The organism is Dyadobacter ginsengisoli DSM 21015 (assembly GCF_059568735.1).
The window spans coordinates 146,025-164,445 of sequence record NZ_JCANTY010000013.1 but is presented as its reverse complement, the minus strand read 5'-3'; the positions used below and the strand labels follow the sequence as shown (position 1 = coordinate 164,445).

19 protein-coding genes are annotated in these 18,421 nt (G+C 47.8%); 12 read left to right on the top strand and 7 right to left on the bottom strand.

From position 1 onward, the window contains the following. Nucleotides 1–22: 22 nt before the first annotated feature. The gene (locus BP71_RS35555; RefSeq protein WP_496386433.1) at nucleotides 23–1,255 is read right to left on the bottom strand and encodes a hypothetical protein; all 1,233 of its coding nucleotides are present in this window, start codon (nucleotides 1,253–1,255) and stop codon (nucleotides 23–25) included. A gap of 6 nt (nucleotides 1,256–1,261) precedes the next feature. Continuing rightward, complete coding sequence (murB, locus tag BP71_RS35550; RefSeq protein WP_496386432.1) at nucleotides 1,262–2,278, bottom strand: UDP-N-acetylmuramate dehydrogenase; 1,017 nt, start codon at nucleotides 2,276–2,278, stop codon at nucleotides 1,262–1,264. 54 nt (nucleotides 2,279–2,332) lie between these two features. On the opposite strand from murB, the gene BP71_RS35545 reads away from it, so the two are divergent. Continuing rightward, a complete protein-coding gene (locus BP71_RS35545) occupies nucleotides 2,333–2,959 on the top strand; it encodes an SPOR domain-containing protein (protein WP_496386431.1) in 627 nt (208 codons plus the stop codon). A 72-nt stretch (nucleotides 2,960–3,031) separates the two neighbouring features. Next, nucleotides 3,032–4,144, top strand: coding sequence for a GDP-mannose 4,6-dehydratase (gene gmd / locus BP71_RS35540; RefSeq protein WP_496386430.1), 1,113 nt, complete (start codon nucleotides 3,032–3,034; stop codon nucleotides 4,142–4,144). A 72-nt stretch (nucleotides 4,145–4,216) separates the two neighbouring features. Here the strand turns inward: gmd and BP71_RS35535 are convergent, their stop codons facing one another. Beyond that, complete coding sequence (locus BP71_RS35535) at nucleotides 4,217–4,681, bottom strand: thioredoxin family protein (protein WP_496386429.1); 465 nt, start codon at nucleotides 4,679–4,681, stop codon at nucleotides 4,217–4,219. A gap of 153 nt (nucleotides 4,682–4,834) precedes the next feature. Between BP71_RS35535 and yihA the strand changes: the two genes are divergently transcribed. From yihA to BP71_RS35510, 5 genes are all read left to right on the top strand, one after another. Beyond that, complete coding sequence (gene yihA, locus BP71_RS35530; protein WP_496386428.1) at nucleotides 4,835–5,443, top strand: ribosome biogenesis GTP-binding protein YihA/YsxC; 609 nt, start codon at nucleotides 4,835–4,837, stop codon at nucleotides 5,441–5,443. Between the two features lie 109 nt (nucleotides 5,444–5,552). Next, complete coding sequence (locus BP71_RS35525; protein ID WP_496386427.1) at nucleotides 5,553–6,083, top strand: DUF5606 family protein; 531 nt, start codon at nucleotides 5,553–5,555, stop codon at nucleotides 6,081–6,083. Between the two features lie 68 nt (nucleotides 6,084–6,151). Then, entirely contained in the window at nucleotides 6,152–6,811 is a 660-nt protein-coding gene (deoC, locus tag BP71_RS35520; RefSeq protein WP_496386426.1) for a deoxyribose-phosphate aldolase, read from the top strand. A gap of 71 nt (nucleotides 6,812–6,882) precedes the next feature. Further along, nucleotides 6,883–7,923 carry a glycosyltransferase gene (locus tag BP71_RS35515; protein ID WP_496386425.1) on the top strand — a complete coding sequence of 347 codons (1,041 nt, stop codon included), beginning with the start codon at nucleotides 6,883–6,885 and terminating at the stop codon, nucleotides 7,921–7,923. Nucleotides 7,924–8,064: 141 nt separating this feature from the next. Next, on the top strand, nucleotides 8,065–9,009 hold the full coding sequence (locus BP71_RS35510) for a 3-oxoacyl-ACP synthase III family protein (RefSeq protein ID WP_496386424.1): 945 nt from the start codon (nucleotides 8,065–8,067) through the stop codon (nucleotides 9,007–9,009). An 81-nt stretch (nucleotides 9,010–9,090) separates the two neighbouring features. On the opposite strand, the gene BP71_RS35505 is transcribed toward BP71_RS35510, so the two are convergent. Beyond that, complete coding sequence (locus BP71_RS35505) at nucleotides 9,091–11,088, bottom strand: M1 family metallopeptidase (RefSeq protein ID WP_496386423.1); 1,998 nt, start codon at nucleotides 11,086–11,088, stop codon at nucleotides 9,091–9,093. Nucleotides 11,089–11,220: 132 nt separating this feature from the next. On the opposite strand from BP71_RS35505, the gene meaB reads away from it, so the two are divergent. Further along, nucleotides 11,221–12,213: a methylmalonyl Co-A mutase-associated GTPase MeaB gene (meaB, locus tag BP71_RS35500; protein ID WP_496386422.1), complete on the top strand. Its 993-nt coding sequence runs from the start codon at nucleotides 11,221–11,223 to the stop codon at nucleotides 12,211–12,213. A 98-nt stretch (nucleotides 12,214–12,311) separates the two neighbouring features. Further along, nucleotides 12,312–12,791, top strand: coding sequence for a lipocalin-like domain-containing protein (locus BP71_RS35495; protein WP_496386421.1), 480 nt, complete (start codon nucleotides 12,312–12,314; stop codon nucleotides 12,789–12,791). Between the two features lie 60 nt (nucleotides 12,792–12,851). Here the strand turns inward: BP71_RS35495 and BP71_RS35490 are convergent, their stop codons facing one another. After that, nucleotides 12,852–13,286 (bottom strand): YybH family protein, encoded by a 435-nt coding sequence (locus tag BP71_RS35490; RefSeq protein ID WP_496386420.1) that lies wholly within the window; start codon nucleotides 13,284–13,286, stop codon nucleotides 12,852–12,854. A gap of 226 nt (nucleotides 13,287–13,512) precedes the next feature. Here BP71_RS35490 and BP71_RS35485 point away from each other — a divergent pair, with 226 nt between their 5' ends. Both BP71_RS35485 and BP71_RS35480 read left to right on the top strand, forming a co-directional pair. Continuing rightward, complete coding sequence (locus BP71_RS35485) at nucleotides 13,513–14,388, top strand: diacylglycerol/lipid kinase family protein (protein ID WP_496386419.1); 876 nt, start codon at nucleotides 13,513–13,515, stop codon at nucleotides 14,386–14,388. Nucleotides 14,389–14,427: 39 nt separating this feature from the next. Continuing rightward, nucleotides 14,428–14,760 (top strand): translation initiation factor, encoded by a 333-nt coding sequence (locus tag BP71_RS35480; RefSeq protein ID WP_496386418.1) that lies wholly within the window; start codon nucleotides 14,428–14,430, stop codon nucleotides 14,758–14,760. 12 nt (nucleotides 14,761–14,772) lie between these two features. On the opposite strand, the gene BP71_RS35475 is transcribed toward BP71_RS35480, so the two are convergent. Beyond that, a complete protein-coding gene (locus BP71_RS35475) occupies nucleotides 14,773–15,213 on the bottom strand; it encodes a DUF8785 domain-containing protein (RefSeq protein WP_496386417.1) in 441 nt (146 codons plus the stop codon). Nucleotides 15,214–15,276: 63 nt separating this feature from the next. After that, on the bottom strand, nucleotides 15,277–16,518 hold the full coding sequence (locus tag BP71_RS35470) for an ABC transporter permease (RefSeq protein ID WP_496386446.1): 1,242 nt from the start codon (nucleotides 16,516–16,518) through the stop codon (nucleotides 15,277–15,279). Nucleotides 16,519–16,646: 128 nt separating this feature from the next. Between BP71_RS35470 and ggt the strand changes: the two genes are divergently transcribed. Continuing rightward, nucleotides 16,647–18,413, top strand: a complete 1,767-nt coding sequence (gene ggt / locus BP71_RS35465) for a gamma-glutamyltransferase (protein ID WP_496386416.1) — start codon at nucleotides 16,647–16,649, stop codon at nucleotides 18,411–18,413. Nucleotides 18,414–18,421: the final 8 nt, after the last annotated feature.

Below are 18,421 nucleotides of genomic sequence, written 5' to 3'. Positions count from 1 at the left end.
AACGAATGGTATAAATATATCTTTAATATTTTACATTCAACACTTCCCGTTCGTTTTCGGTACCCTTTGCCGACGGCAACCAATGTTCGTCATACAGCGCCAGGAACCATAAAACCATGATCATCGGTAGAGAATATTTATCCCACGACAGTTGCGCTTTCCCGAGCAGCAGGATATTCAGCAGAAAAACCCAGGTCGCCAGGCTGAACCTCGGTGGTACAAAACGGACGAGTGTGACGAGCATCAGGGCTCCGAACACCAGCTGTTTCAGCAAACCACTTATGCCTATTTTCATCAAAAGCTCATCGACATAGCCCAGGTAAGGCCAGGTAAAGTAAGGATTATACGCCTGTTTCGCAGGAAATAAAGAAACAATGGCCGCTATCACTATCAAAAAGCCAATGAACATGACCGGGTGCTTCCGCGGATATTCCATGAAATGCGAAAAACGCCGGGTAACCAGCATTTCGGGAATAATATAGTACACAGCTACCACCGCAGAGGCGTACATCAGATAACCAAAATTGTATTGCACCAGCTTATCCGAATCGTAATGTTGCTCGGCCATGACCGAAGCCGGTGCAGGCCCGTGCCAAATAAGCACCCATGGCACAATGGCTAAAACGGCAAATGCATACCAAATCCAGGACGCGTCCTTAAAGACACTTTTTAGCAAAACAGCCGGATCGGTGCTCCATTTCACATTTTTGAATAGCTCATAGGCAACAATAGCCGCTGGAAAAGCAAGCATATATTGCCGGCAACAAACCGCCGCCGCAAGTGATATGAAACCCACCCAATGCCATTTACGCAGATAAGCAATTACGCCCGCCAGTGTGAAAAACATGGCGAAAATGTCGGTGTAGTAGTAAACGCTGCAAAGGTAATAGTTGGGAAAGATCAGCAGCCCTCCCAGACAAATCCAGAAACGTTTCGTGCGCCCGGGGCTGTACCACACGAACAGCATCAGCAATGCAAAACTCGTGAAAGCGGTGAGCAGGCGAAGACGCTGAATGTCTTCCCCAAAAATACGAAGCACCCATCCTCCCAGTATGAATGGGATAGGGGTATTCAACTCATTGTAGGTTTGCAGCAGGTTCAGGGAAGGAATGGGTTCGGTACTGAACAAAATTGCTGTGGGCAGGTAATGATGTTCATCCTGGTAGAGCCCGACGGTAAAATGGTCCTTCAGGAAGAAAACAATGACGAATAAAACGAACAGGGCTAATGATGTGTATAACTTTTTGCGGTGCATGAGATCCTATATAAAATTGACTTCTGCGCTGAGGCGGACGCCGAACTTGTCCGCCACGGATTGCTGTATTTTTTCTGATAATTCCTTGATTTGAGCCCCGCTGCCTCCGCCATAATTGACCAGCACGAGCGCCTGACGCGCGTGCACGCCGATCTCGCCTTCACGATAACCTTTCCAGCCGGCCTTTTCAATCAGCCAGCCCGCGGGTATCTTCACGGTTTCGGCATCGACGACATAACCCGGCACTTCGGGAAATGTTTCCCGCAATTTGTCAAACTGAGTAACCGGTACTTCCGGATTTTTGAAAAAGCTTCCGGCATTACCGATCTCGGCGGGGTCGGGCAGCTTGCTCTGCCGGATCCTGATAATGGCCTCACTGACATCCCGTATCGTAGGGTCTGTAGCATTCATTTCCTGCAAAACCTTCTGGACATCCCCGTATCCCATATGTAAGACAGGTTTTTTGCTTAGTGTGAATGTGGCTCCGGTAATCACAAACTGATTCTTTAACCCCCGCTTGAATATACTCTCCCGGTACCCAAACTCGCATTCTGCATTTGAAAAGACCTTCCGCTCTCCATCATCGATCCGGACCGCCTCCACCGATTCGATCACATTCCTGATCTCAACGCCATAAGCACCGATATTTTGCATGGGCGCGGCCCCCACCGTCCCCGGGATCAGCGACAGGTTTTCAATCCCACCGTATCCCCGTCCGACACAATACATGACGAATTCATGCCAAACCTCACCGGCACCTACCTTGAGGGATACAATTTCTTCATTTTCAAACACGTTTTCAACACCCCGGATGTCAGGATGAATGACCAGGGCTTCGATGTCCCGGGTCAGCAAAATGTTACTGCCGCCACCGAGGATAAATTTGGGTGTATCCTTCCACGCGGGATCCAGCAAAATTGAGGTTAGTTCTTGTACTGATTGCACATTGGCAAAGAACCTGGCATCCGCATCAAGCCCGAAAGTATTGAGGTGACGAAGGGAAACGTTGGATTGTACTTGCATTGAAATCGGAGATAAACCGGGTAAAGTTAGGTATTACATTCAAAATTAAGCGGTATGGTGATTCGTCCATTTTTGATTAAGTTTGTAGGCTCGGTAGCAACGATTCAGGATATGACGCTGAAAAAGAAACTTTTATGGGCTCTGCATCTTGGCATCATCATGATTTCGGGTTGTAGCAAAAAATCGGTTGTAAGTTCTTCCGGCTCAGAATACAGGGAAGATCTCTCCACCGTTCGTCCCCGCTATGAATACGTGGAACCGGCGGTTGTGAGCAAGGCTGAAACATCAATTCCTGTAAAAAACAACAGTACGCCGAAGTCCGATGTAGATAAACCACTGTATATCAACAAAAAACTTGACGCCGTTCTGGATACGCTCGCGAAGCAGAACAAGTCCATCCGCTATATCAACGGTTTCAGGATACAGATCTATGTAGGAAATGTGAGGCAGGAAGCCGACGGAGCAAAGTCCTATATATACCAGTCTTTTCCTGATCTTAATCCCTACGTTTCTTACTCTCAACCCACTTACCGTGTCAAGGTCGGGGATTTTATGTACCGTAGCGACGCAGAACAATATCTGGACCTGATCCGGGAGCAATATTCATCTGCGGTAATTCTCGCCGACAGGGTAGATATCAAAAGGAGCCTGCTGGTTAACCCGGCTGCCGACCATAATTAGGACAACGCCGAAATTTTGTACATTACTTATTAACCCGGATAAACATTATCCACATATACATACTAAAATAGAATGAAGAAAGCGCTAATCACAGGGATCACCGGCCAGGATGGCTCCTATTTGGCAGAGCTCCTGTTGAGCAAGGGATATGAAGTACACGGTATCAAACGCCGCAGCTCGTTGTTTAACACACAGCGGATCGACCATATCTATGAAGATCCTCACGAGAAAAACGTACGCTTTCACCTGCATTACGGTGACCTGAGTGACTCTACGAATATCATCCGTATTATCCAGGAAGTACAACCCGACGAGATATACAACCTCGGAGCGATGTCTCACGTCCAAGTCAGCTTTGAAGAGCCTGAGTATACCGCCAATGTTGACGGAATCGGTACTTTGCGTATTCTTGAAGCGGTTCGGTTGCTGGGTCTTACCCAAAAAACCAAAATCTACCAGGCTTCCACCTCCGAACTGTACGGATTGGTACAGGAAGTACCGCAGTCGGAAAACACCCCGTTCTACCCGCGCTCCCCTTATGCGGTGGCGAAACTATACGGGTACTGGATTACCGTTAATTACCGGGAGGCATATAACATGTTTGCAGTAAACGGTATCCTCTTCAACCACGAATCACCGCTACGAGGAGAAACCTTCGTGACGCGCAAAATAACCCGCGCCGTAGCCCGCATCGCATTGGGTCTGCAGGACAAAGTATACCTGGGGAATCTCGACGCGCAACGCGACTGGGGCCATGCCAAAGACTTCGTGGAAGCCATGTGGCTCATTCTTCAGCAGGAAAAGCCCGAAGATTTCGTGATCGCGACAGGCGTTACCACCCGCATCCGCGAATTCGTAAGAATGGCATTTGCAGAAGTAGGCATTGAAGTAGCATTCAGCGGTGAAGGTGTAAATGAAATCGCGAAAGTGACTAAATGCAATAACCCGGATTTCCAAATCCAGATAGGCAAAGAGGTTGTGGCTGTTGATCCACGCTATTTCCGCCCGACAGAAGTAGAGCTACTGATTGGCGACCCTACCAAATCGATGACCAAGCTGGGCTGGAAACCTAAATACGACTTGAAAGCGCTTGTGAACGACATGGTAGCCGCCGATGTGCTATTGTTCCGGAAAGATCGCCTGCTTGAAAGCAGCGGACATCGCGTACCGAACTACTACGAGTAAGAATTTACCTGATATATGAGAAAGCCCTCGCAGAGCAGTTCTGCGAGGGCTTTCTTTTGGAATGATAATATATTAAATCGCTGGTGTTTTCTGTACCGATTTGGCAGCCTTGATCAGATCCTGAGGTTGTTGATAACCCAGAAGCTGCTTCACCACTTTGCCTTTGCTATTAATAAAGAATAACGTCGGATACCCTTCGATCGGATATTTTTTAACCAGCGCCGGGCCTTCACCGCTTTCCATGTCAAATTTCACGTTGATAAAATTCTCGTTGAAAACCTTGGCCACATCTTCGCGTGTAAAAACGTTCTTTTGCAGCAACTTACAAGGTCCGCACCAGGTTGTGTAAGCATCAAAAAAAATAATTTTGTTCTCCTGTTTCGCTTTCTTCAGGATGGCTGCCCAGGATGCCTCCGTAAACTGAATTCCCTTCTCCGCAGTTTTCGCTGCCTTTTTATCACCTTCCCCGGCCATCGTAACAGAAATAGCCAGCATCCACGCCATCATCAATAAACCGAGCTTCCGTAATTCTTTCATTTTTCTAATATGATTTATGATTTCAACATTCCATTAACGAAAATACGCCATTGTTTTATTTTACACAATTATGGTCAGTGTTCACACCAACGTCCTTTGCTAGATTGAACGGTAAAAAAGGTAACTTCGCAACTTCATTAACACCAGAAAACAATGAAAGTTCAGGAAGCCAGATATGTGATGAGCAATTCGGACTACCAGAAATGTCCCGAGCCTGTCCTTCCAGAATATGCGTTTATCGGAAGATCGAATGTAGGTAAGTCGTCCCTTATCAACATGCTTACCGGCAAGAAAGCATTGGCCAAAACTTCTCAGCAACCCGGCAAGACCCAGCTTATCAATCATTATCTGATCGATAACACATGGTATCTGGTCGATCTACCTGGATATGGTTATGCAAAAGTCAGTAAAGTAGAACGTGAAAAATGGGAAAAAATGATCCATGATTATCTGTACCACCGAGAGAACCTGCTTTGTACATTCGTGCTCGTAGATGTACGGCACAGTGCTTTGGCCGTCGATCTCGACTTCATGGCGGCGCTCGGTGAGGCTGGCATTCCGTTCCATATCATTTTTACAAAAGCCGACAAGCTCAAACCCTGGCAGGTTGCGAATCAGGTACAGGCTTATCAGCAAAAGCTGAGCGAGCTTTGGGAGGAAATTCCTCCAATGTTCGTGACGTCTGCGGAAAAAAATGAGGGCCGCGACCCTGTTCTGCTGACAATAGAAACTTATAATCAGTCGTTTGTGAAGTCTGAATAGGATATTGGTTGTTTCCCGGGCAATCTTTCCGTTATTTTGCGCAAAAATTGAATTTCATTGCCGCATCCAATATTAACATCATTTAAGATATAACCAATAGTAAGAAAGGATGAGTGAAAAAGTAGAGTCAACAGGAATGGATTTGTTGAAAGAAGTTGCCAACGTATCCGGTAAGCCGGGATTGTTCCGCATTCTTAAGCCGAGCCGTGCAGGTGTGATCGTGGAAAGCCTGGACGAGAAATCTGAAAAAACGCTGATCGGCCCTACTGCCCGTGTTTCAGTGCTGAAAGACGTTTCGATCTTTACAGATGGCCCGGAAGAATCCGTTGCCCTGTCGGACGTGTTCCTTAAAGTTCGTGAGATCCATGGTGAAGAAGTGGCGCTATCTGTCAAAACCTCCTCAGACAAAGAGCTGATCGAGTTCCTGGCGAAGGTCCTTCCTGATTTTGACCGCACAAAGGTGTATGTTTCAGACATTAAAAAGATCATCACCTGGTACAACCTCCTCGCAAAATATCTTCCCGAAGCATTCGTTGCCGGAGAAACCGAGGTGACCACTGAGCCGGCGGCTGCACAGGCAGAAGAAGTAACCGAAGAACCCGTGAAGAAAGCGGCTAAAAAAGAAAAAAGCAAAGCTTAGTCAGAGCTGACTCAAATATAGAACCCTGTCTTTCCGGCAGGGTTTTTACTTTTCAAAAACAACCACTAATGGAGAAGCTGTCCTCCTACATCGACCATACGCTGCTCAGTGCGGTAGCCCGCGAAACGGATATCCGCAAAATATGCGAGGAGGCGTGGGTCCACCAGTTCAAGGCTGTGTGCATAGCGCCAGTGTATGTGCCTTATGTGATGGAAATGCTGGAATTTTGCCCTATCAAAATCGAGGTCGCGACCGTAATCGGTTTTCCATTGGGTTATTCCACGACTTCAACCAAACTTGCCGAAGCAAAAGATGCACTGGAGAACGGCGCCACAGAACTGGATGTCATGATAAACATGGCGCTGTTTAAGTCTATGGCTTACCTGAGTGTCAGGGAGGAACTGACGCAACTTGGCGCAATGGCGCACGAGCGTAATGCGTTGATGAAAGTCATTATCGAGACAGCCTATCTGGACTCCTTCGAGCTGTACACGGCTTGTGAGATTTGTGCGGAAGCGAAAGCTGACTTTGTAAAGACTTCCACCGGTTTTGCCACAGGTGGTGCCGATGCCGAGATTGTCCGTAAAATGAGGGCTATTCTTCCTCCTGATATCAAAATCAAGGCATCGGGAGGTATCAAAACACAGGCAGAGGCCATTGCTATGATCGAGGCAGGTGCAGAGCGGATCGGAACTTCTTCGGGCGTAGCTATTGTAACCGGCGCATGAAACGCGTGTTATTGCTGAGCACGGTACATCCCTCCACTGATCCGCGGATTATGCATAAAATAGCACCGGCATTGCAAAAGCATTATGAGGTGATATGTGCTTTACCAAACACCGGAAAATCTGGCGTAGTAAAGGACGTCTGCATGATCTCTCTTCCGCATTTCGACCGGCTTTTATGGCGGTTGCTCATTACGCATCCGGCCGTATTGATAAAATGCATCGGTCTCAGGCCTCACATTGTTCACATATTCGTACCTGAGCTGCTTCCGCTTGCCTTTCTGTTTGAATGGCTTGGTGCTCGGGTCATCTATGAAGTGCAGGAAAATCTTTATAAAAAATTCGCCATCAAGCATTATAACAATAGCCCGGTATACAAACGCTTGTTTGCTTTTTTTGATCAGGCAGCGCGCCGCCGGTTCCATTTCATTTTCACGGATGCCGGCTATCTACCAGAATACCAAAACCTAACCTGGCCCTTTGCACTTGTTCGGAACTATGTCTCGATACCCTTTGTGGATGCCATCGCCCAGGAGCCAAAAGCATCGGATAATCCTGAATTCTTTTACCTGGGTGTCATCTCCACCGAGCGATGTCTGGATACATTGTTGGTTGCCCTCGCTCGATTGAAAAAAGCCTTTCCGGCCTTTCATATGCATTTGTTCGGTCCTCTCCGGCTAAATCCGAATGAATTGGCTAAGCTTCCCTGTTATGGCGATGTGTCGGAAAACCTGACCTTTTACGGTTACGCCGATCAGCAATTCGCCTTTCGCACAGCAGGGCGCACATTGGCAGCAATAGCGTTGCTTAAACCGGTTGCCGATTACCCTGAATCCTACCCGACCAAACTGTTCGAATACATGGCGCTCGGGCTCCCCGTCATCACTTCCGATTTTCCTCTTTATAAAGAAATAGTGGAACATTCGCATTGCGGGTTTTGTATTTCACCATACGATGCGGAAGCTCTATGCGAAAAGCTGGTCTGGTGCATCGAAAACAATGCTCAAGGGACTGTAATGGGAGAAAAAGGCCGCATCGCAGCTGAACGACGTTACAACTGGATATCAGAGGAAACGGCGTTACTGTCTTATTACACTCAACTTCTAAGCGCCTGAAAGCGGATGCAAAAGGCGCCAGTATTATCATTTTATAAATTTATTATTGAATTGTTCAAATATTGAGTGCTACGATTTCTACGAAATATTTAACTTTCGGAATTAAAAAGAATTGTAGCTTGCGAAGTCAACTTCTCAATCATGTATATTAATACGGTTAGTCATTATCTGCCAAGCGAAGTTATTGGTAATGAATATTTTACAAACATCAACAATCTATCAAACGAGTGGATCGTAGAAAGAACAGGAATATCCGAAAGACGTAAAGCATCAGCCGAAGAAAATACCTCCACCATGGCCATGAAGGCAGTGGAATCCCTGCTTCAAGACATCCCTTACAGCAAAAATGAAATAGATCTGATCGTAGGCGCTACTTATACACCTTACGACACCATTGTAACGTTGGCCCACGCGGTACAGCACCAGCTTCAGATCCCGGACATCCCCGTCGTCAGTATCTCATCGGCTTGTTCCTCATTGCTGAATGCCATTGAAATTGTGGAAGGGTACTTTGCAATGGGCAAAGCTTCCAAAGCCCTGGTCGTTGTTTCAGATCACAACACAGCTTATTATAACGAAATGGACACGGTTTCGGGCCATTTATGGGGCGACGGTGCTTCGGCTATGCTGATTTCGAAAGAACGGCAGACCGAAACGGACATGAAAATCAAAAAGCTGATCACAGGCGGTGCTGCAACCAGCGGCAAAGCAGTGGAAGCCGTAGTATTACGGCCCAATCATCGCGGCGTGGTAATGCCTTTCGGTCGCGACGTTTTCCAGAATGCCTGTGTTTACATGCCCAAAGTCAGCCAGCAGGTTTTGCAGGAATGCGGCCTGACGATCGATGACCTCGATTACCTCATTCCGCATCAGGCCAACCACCGGATCAGCCTCAATGTGATCAATACGCTGGGTATACCCGCGGAAAAACTGATATCAAACATTCAGTACCTGGGTAACACAGGCTGTGCAGGGTGCGCCATTGCCCTTTCTGAAAACAAGGAAAAATTCAAAAAAGGAGAAAATATCGTGATTACCGTATTCGGTGGCGGCTATTCTTATGGTGCCATGCTTGTAACGGTCTAGCAACCAAACCCAGGGTATCACCAAAAAGGCCTTCTATCGCTCGATAGAAGGCCTTTTTGGTAGACAAGTACGCCTCGACTCTTAGTTGACTTCCGGCTCACTGTACATGGCCGGTTTCCAGATATTGTTTTCGGGATTGATATCGGGAAGACTATGCTCCGGGTCGATGATCACAGAGCGAACAGGTTGCTGGGTAGCCGCCTTGAACGTCCAGCTGCCTCCTCTCTGCCAGATCTCCACCGGCAACTCTACCCGCGTTTTCTTACCCGATACTTCTTCAATATCCACTTTCACCGGCATAGCCAGCTGATCCAGGTTTTCAATTGTGATATAGGACCCCTTCTGCGGGTTTTGCTCCACATAGCTAACCTCCTTCACAGCTTGATCCAGCTTGTAATTCTCAAAGAACCATCCTTTCCAGAACCATCCCAGGTCCTCGCCGGCTGCGTCTTCCATAGTACGGAAGAAATCGTACGGAGTAGGGTGTTTGAATGCCCATCGCTGTACGTAGAGGTGAAATGCATAATCGAAGCGATCTTTACCCAGGATCTGCTCGCGCAGCATTTTCAAACCCAGCGCAGGCTTATAGTAGGCCTCCCAGCCCAGGTTCACCGCCTGAACTACATCGGGGATAGTCATGATGGGATCTGCTTTGGGACGGAAGATCATGGGGGCCAGGCGATGCATATCGTTCATCTGCGTGGTTTTATATTCCCCGTTATTGAAGTTGTCTCCGGAAAGGAAGTTGATGAAAGTATTGAATCCTTCGTCCATCCATGCATATTTACGCTCGTTATTACCCACGATCATGGGGAACCAGTTATGGCCGAACTCATGATCCGTTACTCCCCACAAATCTTCCTTCCGGCTTTTGCTGCTGCAAAAAACGATACCCGGATATTCCATGCCACCTACGATACCCGCTACATTGGTAGCAACGGGATAAGTAAATTCATGCACATAATTGGAATAGAACTCGATGCAGCCCTTTACATATTCTGTCGAACGTCCCCATCCGTCCAGCCCACCGTCCTCTGCCGGATACACCGACTGCGCCAGCGCTGTTTTTCCTTTGGGCAAGTTCATACGTGCCGCATCCCAGACAAACGCTTTCGACGTAGCCCAAGCTATATCGCGTGCCTGAATGCAACGGAACCGCCAGGTCAGAGTACCTGATTGCTTGGGCCTGGTAGAAGGATTGGTTACTTCTTCAGCACTACGGATCATCACCGTTTGGTCGCTTTTCGCTGCATCTGCAAGCCTTTTCCTCTGTTCGGCTGTCAGTACGTCGTTCGGGTTCAACAATTCACCAGATCCCACCACGATGTGATCCCAAGGCACGGTTACATTATACTCAAAATCACCATATTCGAGGTAAAACTCTCCTGCGCCCAGGTAAGGCAGTAAATTCCAGCCTTCTATATCATCAAACACAGCCACTCTCGGATACCATTGAGCCATTTCATAAACAATCCCATTTTTGGTTTCGAGCGTACCCATACGATCGGAGCCATATTCCGGAATTTTGAAGGAATAGGCAATTTTGATTTTGATTATGTCACCATTGCTCTTTACAGGTGTTTTAAGCCTGATCTGCATCCGTGTATCGGTGATCTTGTATTCTGCATCTACAAATTTGTCCTTGCCTTGCAGAATAGTGACCGCTTTGATTGAGTCACCGCCTTCAAAACCGGTATTGCCAAAGCGGCCGCCGGAAACCGGGGTTGTTTTGCCGCCTCGCGATTTGTCGCTGAACGCATTCTGATCAAGTTGCAGCCAGATGAATTCGAGGTTTTCGGGACTGTTGTTCTTGTAGGTAAGCTCTACCTCTCCACTCACAATGCCTTTATCCTCTTCGAGCGCGACATTAATCTTGTAATCTGCCCGGTTTTGCCAGTATTTGGCGCCCGGTGCACCGCTCCCGCTCCTGTATTCGTTTCCGGGCTGGAAATTGAAGAGGGGGTGAAAAAGGACATGCGCATCATATTTCCCCTTCTCCGCCTCCTGTGCGATAGTGTTGTTGAAGAAGCCCAGGCTACCCATAGCAATGAGGCCCAGACGAAATATCGAAATTTTCATTATAATAATTAAAAATTGAAAATATTGGGTTGTAAACGAGCAATATACACCTTTTCGCTTTTTTTAAGACAAAAAGTTTCAATTTTGCCGGTCACAGCTTCTTTCATTTCCAATAGTCTTTTAAGAACACCTATGCGCCAGCGTCTGTCCGTTGAAACCTATGTAAAGGGCATTCTGGCCGGTGACAGGGTGACGCTCAGCCGCGCCATCACCGTGACGGAAAGCAGTCTGCCAGAAGACCGTACGCTGGCGACAGAAATCCTTAAAAATGTGCTGGATAGCACCGGAAAGTCGCTCAGAATAGGCATTACCGGGGTGCCCGGGGTTGGTAAAAGCACTTTTATAGAATCATTCGGAGGATATCTCACCTCGTTAGGCAAGCGAGTAGCGGTGCTGGCCATTGATCCTACCAGCAAACGGTCCGGTGGCAGCATTCTTGGAGATAAAACCCGGATGGAGCAACTTTCCAGAAATCCGCTGGCGTACATACGCCCTTCCGCGACAAGCTTGTCCCTAGGCGGAGTAGCCCGGCATACACGCGAGGCGATATTGCTTTGTGAAGCCGCCGGCCACGAGATTATCCTTGTCGAAACCGTTGGTGTAGGCCAATCCGAAACGCTGGTCAAAGGAATGACCGACTTTTTCCTGCTGCTCATGCTCGCAGGCGCCGGAGACGAGCTTCAGGGCATCAAAAAAGGGATTATGGAAGTGGTCGACGGTGTTGCTATCAATAAAGCGGACAGTGGAAATGAAATGGCAGCTGCCAATGCCATGGCGGAATACCGGCAGGCCTTACATCACTTTCCGGAGAGCGATTCCGGTGTGCCAGTCGAGGTGGTAACCTGTTCTGCGCTGGAATCCAAAGGGATGAATACAGTTTGGGACATTATCCAGGCATATTACCTTCATACAACGGCCAACGGTTACTTCGAAAAAAACCGTCGGTCACAGCAGATCGACTGGTTGCACGACTACATCCGGCAAGCTTTGGAAGACCGGTTCTATTCCAGCGAAATTGTCAGAAAACGCATCACCGGGACTGAACAGGAAATCAGGGACGGAAGGAGATTGCCGGAGGAAGCAGCAGGGCATTTGATAGACCTTTTCCTTAAAATTTCCCGCTAAGTCATAAAAATTTCTGGTAAAAGCATTTTTAACCTAAGTTTGAACGTTAAATCTACCGTATTACCAACTCTATTGATCTCAACTTTTCTCCTGAACTTATGAAACATGCCTACGCTTTCGGCAAAAGCTCTCTTCTTACACTTCTATTAGTCCTTTCGATAATGGTTGCTTGCAAGGACGATAAGGATCCCGATCCGCAAACTCCCGATGATAATCCCATTGTAGGTACCTGGCAGTTGACGGGCATTACACCAGAAACAGCCGGAACATCGATTCCCGCATTGGATTTTATTAAAACCCTTGCCCCCTGCTACCTGGATCTGAAACTGACTTTCAAATCCGACAATTCCATTAGCGCCGCCGATTGTGCCTCTGCCGTCTCGACAATTGACCCGATCGTTCCGATTTCCCAGGCTAAGTGGAAGGTGGAGGGTGATCAACTCACACTGTCCAGAGGTACCACCAATCAATCTTTTAAATTCACGCAGACCTCCACAGAATTGAAAGTGGTCGTCAATACCAATACGGACACTACTAAACCTGCTGTCAACGCCGTTCTGGCATTCAAAAGAGTATAAGCAACTGTTTGTATCAAAAGAAAACGAGCCGGGCTTCCAAACTCCGGCTCGTTTTCTTTTTCAGCTGCTTGTGTGATCGCAAACGATCACCCATTGACCTTTTATTTTTCGCCATAGCAGCGTATAATGCCCTTCCAAATCTCCTTTTTCAGGTCTTGTCAAGTGAAATTTCCCCACTACAAACGCAACGCCGGGACCCGGAAACGAAAAATTGAGGAATGTAAATTTCAATGTACCCATAGTCGCCCGGTCGGGGTAACGCTTCAGATATCCCTCATAAGTCGGTTTGTAGCCATATGTAATGCCGGTTTTACCCACAAACATCAGCGAATCGGAGTTCCAGTATCCGTCCATGAACGACGCAACATCTCCCTTGTTCCAATCCGCAACCTGCCGGTTGAGAATAGCCAGTATTTTCTGCTTGTCCCTGGACGACTGCGCCATGGCTGTTTGGACAATGCCCATGAGAATAAGGGTAAAGAGCCAGTTTTTCATATTTTTTATGGATTTTTGTAATGCGTTTCACGATTCTAAATATAACGGAAAGATCGGCGCAGCAGAAATAGCCGGTTACTGAAATATCACCGATCCAGCAAGTATGAGCATGTTAAACAGTATTTTCAAGAAAATAGACCGTCAGAAATATCCGTTTGTGGACGGGCTTTACTACCTGTTCATTATCGTTTTCCTGCTTATTTTATTCCTATTCTTTGCCTGACCCGTGACCCACCCCTACTTATTCATACTGAATCCCAACTCGGGAACATCTATCGGGAAAAACGGTACCGCTGTACGGGAAAAGATCCATTCCGTAGCAAAAAAATATGCCGGAGCCGCCCAGGTCCTGTTTACCGAAGAGCCGGCACACGCCACGGAACTGGTCACCAAGCATATGCATTCCGAAAAATGGAAGACAATTGTGGCTGTGGGCGGGGACGGGACGGTCAATGAAATCGGCAAGCCGCTCGTGGGAAGCGATATTCCGCTGGGTATACTGCCATTGGGTTCAGGAAACGGCCTCGCCCGACACCTCGGCCTCCCTTTAACCCTCGACGCCGCATTGAAAAGACTTTTCGAAGGGAAAGCCGCTACCATCGACAGTGCCGAACTGAATGGCATCCCATTTTTTTGTACCGCCGGAATGGGTTTTGACGCATATGTAGGACACTTGTTCAGCCAGCAGAAGGCACGGGGACTTGCAACTTATATCAATGTCTCTTTTCGCGCTTATTGGTCGTATAAACCCCAGCTATTCAAACTCAATGGAGTCGATACCCGGGCATTTTCATTGTCGTTTGCGAATGCAGGCCAGTTTGGGAACAATGCCTGGGTGGCTCCGCAGGCAAGCCTTCAGGATGGCCTGCTCGATATTTGTACCATTAAGCCTTTCCCGAAATGGTATGGCACTACCCTGGCTTACGGCCTCTTCACAAAACAATTGAAGCAATCCACATTCATTGATTACGAAAGAGCGACCCGGGCAGTTGTAGAAACCGAAACGCCGCCGATGATCCATTATGACGGCGAACCTATGCAGCTGGACACGACCCGGATAGAAGTAATCATCAAACCCAGGAGTTTAAATGTGATCATTTGAAGGAACGCGCCGCATTAGACGCTCATAACATCTGAAACTATGTCTAAAAAGAACCGCTCAGGAATTGTTTTTTCCACCAATCCTGATTTTGAATACAACGACCAGGAAGACGAACCGGAAACATTGGCGCCCCAGCAGCAGGATCTGCGGGTGTGGCTTGACAGAAAAGGCGGCGGCAAGGTTATTACGGTTATTAAGGGTTTTATCGGAAGTTCGGGTGACCTGGAAACACTCGGCAAACAGCTAAAGGCCCTATGCGGAAGCGGTGGGACCGTTAAAGACGGCGAAATCCAAATCCAGGGCGATCACCGGGACAAAGTGATCACCTGGCTGACCGGGAAAAGCTATAAAGCAAAAAAAGCCGGAGGGTAACTCCGGCTTGCATTATAATGTTTTGGTTGTATCGATCTCCGTGGGCGCCGGTAATACGGGCGGTTGTGCAGGTGCAATGCGACCGCTTTCCAACACCTCTACATTGGTCACAAAAAATTTGGTATCGCCGTTCCAGGGCAGTTGGAAGAACTTTTCTTCGTAGGTCAATGAAACCCGGTGCCCGTTTTTTATTGCTTCTTCCAGTTTAGAAATAGCGTCTTTGTTCTTTCCGCTTACGGAAAACACCCACTGTGAGGAGTTCATGGTCCCGTCTCCTTCAAACATCCCTCCCATACGTAACTCTCCTTCATAGGTTTTGAACAAATAACCCCTGTTGCTGAGACGTGTCACATATCCTCCCCTTTTTCCTTCACTATAATATCCGAAGGTGAGGTAATACAGAATTCCAAAGACAATTGCCAAAAAAACGGCGAAAATGACCCATTTACGCATAATAGTGATTTAGTGTTAGTGATTGAAGCGAACTTCGCAAAACAGTTTGATTTTTCCTAGTTATTATTTCGACCGGATTGCGATCACCGGATCCATGCGGGCCGCCAGCATAGCCGGAATAATGCCCGACAGCACGCCGATGATGCTGGATACCCCGAGGCCCAGCAGTATGTTACCCGGCGTCAGCAGGATCTCGAGCGACCCCAGCTTGACGAATGAGATCAGATATACTAAAAATATGCCTACCAATCCTCCAACAAGGCTCAGCATTACTGCCTCAAACAGGAATTGAAAAAGAATCGAATAGTTCTTTGCTCCCAGTGATTTCTGAATACCTATCAAATTGGTCCGTTCCTTCACCGATACAAACATGATATTTGCAATGCCAAAACCGCCTACCAGGATCGAAAAGCTCCCGATGACCCAACCGGCAAGTGTAAGGACGGCAAAAAGTCCTGAAATCGCATCGGCGGCAGCCTCAGGCCTGTTCAGTGAAAAATTATTGCCGTCGCGCGGCTTAATACCCCGCTTGGTACGCATTAGCCCCACGATCTCCGCTTCCACTTCTTTCATACCCTCGTCATTCGGGAAGCCCTTTACTACGATATCCGCACTTCTCCGCCCCGACTGGAACAACTTGGAAAATGATGAAAACGGAATAATGCAGTTTTTGTCAGGACTACCGCCAAAATCGACAAGACTCTCTCCCTTTTTCACCTGAACACCCACGATTGTGAACTTATTGCCCGAAAGTTTGAATGCTTTTCCCACCGGGTCTTGTCCGGGAAACAACGCCTCGGCGATATCCGCACCTACCACTGCCACGTTCCGGGCGTTATTGGTTTCCATCGGGATAAAATACCTGCCCGTCTGAATAGGGATGTCGGATATGAGGTTATATTCATAAGAAACGCCCTGAATCTGAGCGCTGATGCTGTTGGAGCCGTTTTTCAACGTAGTACTTCCTCTGAAATCCATCACCGCAACGGCACTGGCACTTTCCAGGTTTTCATACAGATATTTGTATTCGGCGTAAGTCGGCTCCGGCCATTGAAAATACTTCCACCATTGATATTCACCTCCGAATCCCCAGGGCCATTTTTGCACATATATTACTTTGTCGCCAATGAAGCTGAGGCTATCGCGTATGCTGCGTTCCAGGGAGTCGACGATCGTGAATACCGCTACGATGGCAAAGATGCCGACAGTGACGCCCAGAAGCGATAAAATAGTGCGGGTAATGTTCGATTTCAATGCGCCCCAGGCAAACCGGAAACTCTCCAATACTTGTCGTAAAAACTTCATCATGAACTTGCAGACAGTTAGAAATCAAAAGTTAACGGTTGACCCGCAGCCGTTGAAATAAATTGGTATAAAAGGTAAGAAAAACGGTTGGATTTGATAAATTACAACATTAACCTTAACACTCCTATATGAATTTACGCTATACGCTAATGCTGTTTACCGGCATGTTGTCCGGCATTTCCCTTGCTCAGAAACCCGTTCAGGAGTCAACCGGTTTCTATCAGTTTTTATCCGACGATCCTAATCAAAAACCATTTTACAGCGAACGCCAGGGTGTCATAACCCAAAATGGCATGGTCGCATCTGCCCATCCGGAAGCATCCAGAGTAGGGGTCGAAATTTTGAAAGCAGGCGGTAATGCAGTGGATGCAGCAGTGGCCGTACAATTTGCATTAGCGGTTGTGCACCCTTCCGCAGGCAACATCGGCGGAGGCGGTTTTCTGGTACTGAGAACCAGCGACGGTAAAAGTTACAGCATCGATTTTCGGGAGAAGGCCCCGGGAAAAGGTCACGCCGATATGTATCTGGACAAAGACGGGAATGTCATTCCCAATGCCAGTATCCTGGGACGCCTCGCATCCGGAGTGCCGGGCTCGGTGGACGGCATGGTCCAGGCTCATGCGAAATATGGCAAACTGACATGGAAAAAGGTACTGGAGCCCGCCATAGAACTTGCCAAAAACGGTGTAATACTCACCGAAAGAGAAGCTCGCAGCCTGAATGCGGTGAAAAAAGATATTCAGGAATTGAATCCGGGTACCTTATACTTTCTGAACCCATCGGGCAAAGAATGGACTGCCGGGGATTTGCTGATACAGAAAGATCTCGCGAAAGTGCTCAGCCGCATTCAAAAAAAGGGACGAGAAGGCTTTTACTCAGGAAAAGTGGCTAAACGCCTGGTTAAGGATATCAACCGGAATAGCGAGGGAATTATCAGCAAAAAGGATCTCGCGGACTATCACGCGCAATGGCGTGAGACAATCACCGAAGGATACAAGGAGTATAAGATCATTACGATGGCTCCGCCGTCGAGCGGTGGAGTAGCTCTGCTGCAACTCATGCGGCTGACCGAGCAGCATCCGCTACGCAAATGGGGATGGCATAGCGATTCCACGATTCAGGTTATGATCGAGGCGGAACGGCGGGTATATGCCGACCGCGCAAAATTCCTGGGCGACCCTGATTTTGTCAAGGTGCCTGTTGATAAGCTTATCAGCAAAGATTACCTGCAAAAACGATGGAGCGATTTCAACTGGAACAAAGCCACCGACAGTAAAAGCATCAGCGGCGGTGTGTTACCGGGCTACGAAAGCCTCGAAACAACCCATTTCTCGGTTGTGGACAAAGAAGGTAACGCGGTATCAGTCACAACCACTTTGAATGGTGGCTACGGAAGCCGTGTGATTATTAAGGGAGGAGGCTTTTTCATGAACAATGAGATGGATGATTTCAGCGTGAAAGCCGGAGCACCGAATATGTACGGACTGATCGGAAACAAGGCAAATGCAATTGCCCCCGGCAAACGCATGCTTTCTTCCATGACGCCTACCATTATCGAAAAAAATGGAAAACTGCTGATGGTAGTGGGTACGCCGGGAGGTTCAACAATTATTACATCGGTATACCAGACCATTCTGAACGTGCTGGAACACGGGATGACCATGCAACAGGCCGTAAATGCATTGAAATTCCATCATCAATGGCTTCCCGACAAAACGACATTCGAGGCCAATGCATTTTCGGCAGACGCCATCAAAAAATTGCAGGACAAAGGTTACGTCATCGAACAGCAACGGAATTCGATCGGTCGCATGGATTGCATTCTCGTGTTGCCCGATGGCTCCCTGGAAGGCGGCTCAGACCCACGCGGCGACGATACCAGCACAGGCTATTAATACCTTGC